Source organism: Microbacterium sp. 69-10 (assembly GCF_001897945.1).
Taxonomy (GTDB): domain Bacteria; phylum Actinomycetota; class Actinomycetes; order Actinomycetales; family Microbacteriaceae; genus Microbacterium.
Map to the genome: position 1 here is coordinate 34,071 of NZ_MKRT01000019.1, position 6,675 is coordinate 40,745.

Here is a 6,675-nt window from a genome sequence, read left to right on the forward strand (position 1 = left end):
GCAGATTCCCACGATCGACGGCCACTTCGCGGTGTTCTTCCGGAACACCGCGACGAGCGAGACGATGAACGCGGCGATCAGCACGAGCGCGCCGAGAATGAAGGTGATCAGCAGCGGGGTGCACGCCAGCGCCGTGCCGAGGACGGCGAGCCCCAGGCCGACGAAGCCCAGCGTCGGCGGCTGCCGAGGCGCGACAGGCGTCAGCGCTGGGGCATATCCCGGCGCCGCGTACTGAGGCCCCACGTGCTGGGGCGCGATGTGCTGCGGCGCCGCGTACTGCGCGGAGACGTAGGGCGGCGTACCGGCGGGGCCTCCCGCCGCCGTCGGTACTGCACCGTTCGCGGCGATGCCCGTGCCGGCATCCTCTCCCGGCGCGTACTGCTCGGTCCACTGCGAGCCGTCCCACCAGCGCCGTCGTCCGGAGCCGTCGTCGTACCAGCCTGCGGGAGTGCTCATCCGTACCCTCCTCATCGCCGCGCTGGACGCGCGACCCGATCGCGACGCGGGTCGCGTCGCTTCATGCCTCCACGGCAGCCGGTGTCAGAGCGTCGCTCCGACGGCATCCTGCGCCACGAAGGCGTCGAGCAGCTCGAGGTCCTCGGCCGTGACGATCCGTGCGCCGACCGCGTGCTCGACGATCCGCGAGCGTGCGGAGGCGAGCAGCTCGCCCTGCGCGTTGCGCTCCAGGCCCTGGATGCCCATCCGCGCGAACTTGCTGCACAGCGTGCCGACCCGGCGCTCCAGCTTCTCGAGCGGCCAGCCCAGGCGTACGGCCACCTGTTCCATCGACGGCAGCTGCACGGCGCCCTCGGCATCCGGACGCAGCATCGGCTCGGCGAGCGCCGTCAGCAGGATCCGCTGCACGGGCGAGAGCATCTCGGTGACCCCGTCGATCCCTGCACCGGGGTTCCACGAGGTGGAGACCTGGTAGTACGGAGCCTCGGCCGCGAGCGACAGCTCGTACGTCGTCTCACCGGCCGTGAACATCACCGTCGTCACACCGAACACCAGCGTCATCGTGGCACCCGGCGCGAGCCAGGCCTGCGCCAGCCCGTCAGCCGAGGCGACCGAGGCGGTGAGCCCTGAGCCGGCGTTCGTGAGCCACCACATGCCGTCGCGCTGCGCGATCTCGAGGAACCGACGGTGCACGTACGGATTGTCGTCGATCGACAGGTCCGTGCCGCGCCCGATCACGAACGTGGCACCTGCGGGGATGCGCTCGCGGCGACCGCCGAAGTCGAGCATCAGGGCGCCGCCCTGTGCCGTCTCGGCGCCCCCCGGCTGCGAGAGATCCGTCATGCTCACGCCGCCGTGTGACGCGGCCAGGCCCCACCGGGGAATGCGCTCGTCGACGCCAGGGCGTTCGTGACGTTCACCACGAACGACGACGTGGCCTGGCTGGCCGACGTGATGGCGCTGATGGCGTCCACCAGGAAGGTGATGAACAGGCCGACGGCACCCACGATGGTCACGATCGCTGCCGGCGCGGTCACGACACCGGCAAGCTCGGCGGCGGTCGCGATCACGCCGACGACCAGAGAGCCGACAGCCCCGAGGAACCCGATCCAGAAGTTCTCGATCGCGCCGGCGAAGCTGTCGAGCTGGGTGTTGATCATCTGGCACTTCGAGAGCACGTCGTCCGCGGCAGGCTTCTGCTGGTCGACGCGGAGCCGGTAGGCGTTGTAGGCCTTCCCCTCCCAGTTGCCGGTCGTCGGGAGAGCGGTCGGCAGCAGAGTGGCGGTGCACTGCTGAGCCGGCGTGCCCACGCTCTGCACCCAGTCCAGGCCGGAGTTGCGCAGGGTGGACGGGCTTCCGACGTAGGCGAAGACCTCGGCGACCTTGTCGATCGCTTCGTTCACCTTGGCGAACATCTTGTCGAGCCAGGCGTTGATCCGCTCCATGATCCCGTCGGGAAGCACCAGGTCGAGCAGACCGGAGATCCCGCCGTTGATGATGTCGACGACCGTGTCGATGAAGCCGGTGAAGCGATCGAAGTCCGACTTCGACTTCTCCGCGTTCTGAGCGGTCATGTCGCTGCCGCCGCTGTGCGTGCGGCCGCCCCCACCATGCGTAGTCATGTCAAACCTTCTTCCTGCTTGTTCGATTCACGTTCAGTTGCTCAGCCGGGTCGACCAGGCCGGAGCCGCCGGGTCAGCCGGCAGCGGGCGGGACTCGGCATCGATCGAAGCCGAGAGGTGCGACTCGTCGGATCCAGTGCGGAAGTCCGGTCGCGAGTCGCCGACCAGGTCGTCCGCTCCGGGGCGCACATCGGGGAGAGGCTCGCCCACGATGCGGTTGTCAGGGGCGGGCACGGGCTCGGGGCCGCCATCGATGTTGCCGTCGGGCGTGGTCGAACCGTCCGTGCCTGTCGAGCCATCGGTGCCCGTCGAACCATCCGTGCCGGTCGAGCCATCGGTGCCCGTCGAACCATCCGTGCCGGTCGAACCATCCGTACCCGTGGAACCATCGGTTCCCGTCGAACCATCAGTTCCCGTCGAACCATCCGTGCCGGTCGAACCATCAGTTCCCGTCGAACCATCCGTGCCGGTCGAACCATCCGTACCGGTCGAGCCGTCCGTGCCGCCGTCGGTGTTCGGCGGGGTGTCGCCGCCGTCCGATCCGACTTCGGCCACCGGCTGGTCGACAGCATGGTCGGCGATGCCCTGGCCCGAGGCCTCATGGTGCAGCTCGGCTGCCTGGTCGCGGAGGTCCGCGGCCTTGTCGCGCAGCTCTGCGGCGTCCTCACGGGCATCCGCAACCTCGTCGGCGGCGGCGTCGCGGGAGTCCTCGAGCTTCTCGATCTGCTCGCGGATCTCGGCGGCGTCGGCGCGCTGCGCGGCTGCGTCTGCACGCAGCGCGGCAGAGTCCGTGCGGCTCTGCAGAGCACCCGCCGGGTCACCGGCGGCATCCTGCTGCTGCGCCTTCAGGTCGAGCTCGGTCGCCTGCCGCTCGAGGTTCGTCGCGCTCTGGTCGAGGTCCTTGGCCTTGGCCTCGAGCGCGTCGATCTGCTTGTCGAGGGCGTCGACCTGCTCCTGCGCCTTGTCGGCGTGCTGGTCGGCCTGGTCGGCCTGCCTGTCCAGCGCGTCGGCACGGGCGTCCAGCTGATCGGCCTTGGCATCGGCCTCGGCGCGCGCCTGGTCGTCTGCGGAGAGGTCGCCGTCCAGCGAGCCGTCCACGCGCGGGTCGTCGACGGAGCCACCGCCGCCGAGGCTGCCGCCGCCACCGCCGCCACCGCCGCCGCCACCACCGCCACCGCCACCGCCACCGCCGCCGGAATTGTTGTTGCTGCTGCTGGAGCTGCCGGGATCGTTCTTCTTCTGCTCTTCCTCGGACGTCTGGACGGTCCTGTCATAGTCGTCAGCCGTCAGACGAAGCGAGTCGGCGAAACCCTTGTGCGCCTCAGGAGCGCTGTGCAGCAGCTGCGCCATCGTCACCTGGAAGTCCGCGTACGCCTGGGCCGCATCGACGCCGAAGAAAGTGAACGCCGACGCATCGATCGTCAGACCGTCGGCCGCGCCGGCGATGGTGCCGTAGCTGCTCGCCGCTTCGTCCCACAGACCGGCGTCCTTGCGCAGGTACGACGTCTCGACGTCGACCTTTCCCTCCTCGCCGAACGACGATGCTGCCGGCTGCGGCGAGGGCTCCGGAAGAGCGGACTCCCCCTCGATCACCGGCAGCTTGTCCGGCAGGTCGTCGGTCAGGTCCGAGATGCCGAGATCCGGGCCTCCGAAGAGGTGGGACCCCGCGCTCACGATCTCGTCGATCGGCGTGGCCGCGTCGACGACGTTGCCCAGCGCACCGATGAGGTCGCCCTCCATGATGTTCTTACCGGCATCGATGATCTCGTCGACCGGGGAGGCGGCGTCGATGACGTCACCCAGAAAATCTCCAAGTCCCATTGCTCTGCTCCTTATCTCAGCGGATGCTGCCCATGCGGCGCAGCATTTCCTGAGGATCCCGGGTCATCTCCATCAGCCTCTGAACGGCCGGGAAGCCTTCGTACGTGTTCTGGCGGTCCTGAGCCGACATCGTCATCACGTTGTTCATGGCTCGGACGATCTCGCGCTCGATCACCCCGTCATTGGTGTTGCGCACCCAGCGCTCGTCGAGAGTGATCCCGGTGATGGTCGTTCCGCGGCGCGAGACCGTGACCGTCTTCGCGGAGTTGACCGCGTCCCGGACCTGGCTGCCCCTCTGGTTCACCTTTTCGAGGTAGGCCTCGCGCTGGTCCCTCGCCTCGTCGATCGCATCGAGGATCTCGCTGCGCGCCTCCGCCGCCGAACTCGTCGTGGGGTCGCCGAGCTGGAACTGCGGCGCGGGGATCGTGACTGGGGTGTCGTCCTCGTCCTGCTCCTCGAAGCCCCCCATCAGCTGATCGAATCGCTTGCCGAGCGCGGTCTGGTAGCACAGGCTCACCACTGCGCCGAGTCCCGCTTCGCCGATCGTGTCGCGCCAGTCCTCGTCGAGGACGAGAGCCTCGACCGCACCGTTCTTGGCGAGGGTCAGCTTCACGGCCTTCCGATCATCCTCGACCGTCACCGGGGTCATCTGCTCCGCCGCGGTCGCAACCGACCTGAGCTCGCGCTGCAGCTCTGCTGCGGTCTCACGCAGCTCCGCCATCAGGCGACCGGCATCCGCCATGTCCATGCTCACGTGGGACTCCCTACTGTCGTGGACCGTTGAAGCAATCCTACGAAGAGGCGTCCGAGCGCCATAGGGGGAGGACTCCCCATGCAGCGCTGCCCATCGGGCTCAGTCGCTGCCGCGACGGGAGCGGGCTCGAGCGAGCAGCAGCAGGATCACGGAGATCGTCGCCCCGGCCCCGAATCCCCAGCCCACGATCGCGCGGGCGGGGTCCAGCGGGTCGGCCACCGGATCGATGTCGACGACCCGGGTCGGCGCCGGAGAGGGCGTGAGCGCGCCGTGCACGGGCGAGGGCGGGCCGGGCAGCATCCCGTCGTCGGCGAGCGCCAGTGCCGCGGCGGGGCGGACCTCTCCCCACCCGACCGTGTCGCTGCGCTCACCCGGCGACACGCGCATGGCCGACTGGGTGAGGCGGAACGCCCACTGGTCGGGCGACTCGTTCGGGAAGCGTGCGGCGACCAGGGCGGCCGCGCCGGCGACGACCGCCGTCGCGTAGCTGGACGAGGCGGAGTCCGCGTTGAGCACGCAGTCCCCGCCGGAGATGTAGGCGGTCGGCATCGACTGCCCGGGCGCCGCGATGTCGACGTGCGGACCCGCGAACGAGGAGTCCGCGTTCCAGGTGCCGTCCTTCATCACTGCGGCGACAGCGAGGGCGCCGGGGAGCTCGCCGGGGTAGAAGTTGGTGGGATCCGGCCGGTTCGAGTCGGCGGTCTTGCGGTTGCCGGCGCTCGCGATCACCAGCGAGCCCAGCGAATGCGCGTAGTCCACGGCGCTGCGGTAGACGTCGGCGGATCCGCTGTCGGACAGCGACACATTGATGATCTTGGCGCCGTGCTCGGCCGCCCACCGGATGCCGGAGGAGACGGATGCCGCCGACGGCACCACCATGTCTCGCGAGGACCCGCCCGGTTCAGGAGCGGATTCGAACGCCCGGACGGGCATGATCTTCGCCTCGGGCGCGATGCCCACCACGCCGGAGCCGTCGATCTGCCTGGCGGCGATCAGCCCGGCCACGGCTGTGCCGTGCGCGGCGACATCGGTCGTGGAGGGCACCGAACCGTCGCCGAAGCTCGTGAAGCCCGGCACCAGGGCGCCCTGCAGGTGCGCGTTCCCCGCGTCGACGCCGGAGTCGACCACGGCGACGGTCACGCCGCTGCCGCGGCTGAGCGCCCAGGCCTCGTCCAGGCCGAGCCGCTTGACGAGGTAGCTGGGAGTGGGGGTGAACAGCCGCTGGCCCGGAGTGCACTGCTGATCCGCGTCGACGACGGGCGCCGCGGGAGTCGGCGTGGCGGCCTGCGCTCCGGCGGGGAGACCCAGGCCGAGCACCGCCAGCACGCCGACGGCAGCGGCAGCACTGCGCAGCGCGCGCCCGCGCATCACTTCGCCTGCCCCGGCGCCGTCCTCTGCGCGATCGCCTGACTCAGGGTCGGGCCCTGTTCGAGCAGCTGCGTCCAGGCGACCGGCACGGTCACTGCCTGCGTGGTCTTGTATCCCAGCAGCTGCAGGTCCGTGGCGGTCTCGACCGGGAAGAACACGCCCGACTCGGAGACGAAGCCGTAGGTGGACCCCTGGCCCGTTCCGCGTGCGCTCACCGCCACGCCGGCACCCGGCTTGACCTTGGTGCCCGGCTCCAGGTCGCGCGGGCTGTTCGTCACCGAGACGACCGGGCCCTCCGAAGTCGACTGCATCTGCAGGCACACGTCGGACGGGTTCTCGGGCTTGACGGGCTCGCGCTTGGGCCAGTCGCCGGGGAGCGCGTCGGAGTTCACGTCGCGGAGGTTCGTCGCCTCGGCGACCGTCATCGACACCGGTTTGATGCCGACGTACGCGGTGAGGAGCTGGCGCGCGAACGGGGTGGCGGGCACGAGCCGTCCCTTGCCGTCCACGATGTACTCGCCGACGACCTTGCCATCCGCCTGCGTCTGCACGGCCTGGCCGACGACCAGACCAGCGGTGCCCGTCTCGGCCTTCAGCTCGCCGCCGAGGTGCACCGCCAGCGGCGTTCCGGGCGTGACCAGGTTGAGCCACAGC

7 protein-coding genes are annotated in these 6,675 nt (G+C 70.0%); all 7 read right to left on the bottom strand.

Annotated elements, in window-relative coordinates; all coding sequences use genetic code 11:
- Positions 1 to 456: DUF2510 domain-containing protein (locus tag BGN97_RS07710; RefSeq protein WP_292699704.1), on the bottom strand; the 456-nt coding region annotated here is incomplete at its 3' end.
- A gap of 84 nt (positions 457 to 540) precedes the next feature.
- Positions 541 to 1,299, bottom strand: coding sequence for a hypothetical protein (locus tag BGN97_RS07715; RefSeq protein WP_292699707.1), 759 nt, complete (start codon positions 1,297 to 1,299; stop codon positions 541 to 543).
- A 2-nt stretch (positions 1,300 to 1,301) separates the two neighbouring features.
- Entirely contained in the window at positions 1,302 to 2,078 is a 777-nt protein-coding gene (locus BGN97_RS07720) for a hypothetical protein (RefSeq protein ID WP_292699709.1), read from the bottom strand.
- 33 nt (positions 2,079 to 2,111) lie between these two features.
- Complete coding sequence (locus tag BGN97_RS07725; RefSeq protein WP_292699712.1) at positions 2,112 to 3,899, bottom strand: hypothetical protein; 1,788 nt, start codon at positions 3,897 to 3,899, stop codon at positions 2,112 to 2,114.
- Positions 3,900 to 3,915: 16 nt separating this feature from the next.
- A complete protein-coding gene (locus BGN97_RS07730) occupies positions 3,916 to 4,653 on the bottom strand; it encodes a hypothetical protein (protein WP_292699715.1) in 738 nt (245 codons plus the stop codon).
- A 99-nt stretch (positions 4,654 to 4,752) separates the two neighbouring features.
- Positions 4,753 to 6,021 (bottom strand): S8 family serine peptidase, encoded by a 1,269-nt coding sequence (locus BGN97_RS07735; RefSeq protein WP_292699717.1) that lies wholly within the window; start codon positions 6,019 to 6,021, stop codon positions 4,753 to 4,755.
- The coding region (locus BGN97_RS07740; protein ID WP_292699720.1) for a type VII secretion protein EccB at positions 6,021 to 6,675 on the bottom strand (655 nt) is incomplete at its 5' end. The genes BGN97_RS07735 and BGN97_RS07740, both read right to left, overlap by 1 nt.